At 57.8% G+C, this 633-nt stretch carries 1 pseudogene; it reads right to left on the bottom strand.

Annotated features, from left to right (window positions below):
• Positions 1-96: 96 nt before the first annotated feature.
• A pseudogene (locus tag IEX25_RS19925) lies at positions 97-419 on the bottom strand (transposase); the annotation flags it as partial.
• Positions 420-633 lie beyond the last annotated feature (214 nt).

The following is a 633-nucleotide window of genomic DNA, read 5'->3' as shown; positions in this document are numbered from 1 at the left end:
GCGTTCGCGAAGCTCGGCCGGATAGGCGGGGGTGAATCTCGGCTTTGACATAGGGCTCATCCTTTGAGTGTTTTACTCTCCGGTAAACCAGGGGCGGTTCACACCCCAATCGATGCACATCCCGCGAACCAGTTCGCGCATCCGACCAGGCGTCATAGCTTTCGGCGGATGACGTCCTGCAACATCTCCCGGTCGAGCGTCAGGTCGGCCACGCTCTTTTTGAGCCGGCTGTTCTCATCCTCAAGCGCCTTCAATCGGCGCATTTCGTCCGGCAGCAACCCGCCATACCGCTTCTTCCAGTTGAAGTAGGTCGCCTGGCTGATCCCGGCCTTCCGGCAGATCTCCGCAACCGGCGTGCCTTCCTCGCCCTGCTTCAGAACAAACGCCTTTTGCGCCTCAGTGAACTTCGATGCCTTCATCGGTCTCAGCTCCTTTCCCAGCCAGGGAAGGGTAGCCGAAAACTCCAGTTTCAAACGGTCCAGTTTTTAGGGGGCAGAGCAGCGCTATCGTGTTGCTCTTGAGGCTGCAGGCTTGTGCGGCTCTATGAGGAGTGCCGGCAACCCTATCACAATGTACAGATCGATAGCTTCATGGAAACCCTAAAAGTGGAGGAGGTCTACCGGGCAGGATACG

The organism is Paracoccus acridae (assembly GCF_014642735.1).
GTDB lineage: Bacteria > Pseudomonadota > Alphaproteobacteria > Rhodobacterales > Rhodobacteraceae > Paracoccus > Paracoccus acridae.
Note: the sequence above shows the minus strand (reverse complement) of the source record. Positions and strands in the feature narration are given on the sequence as shown.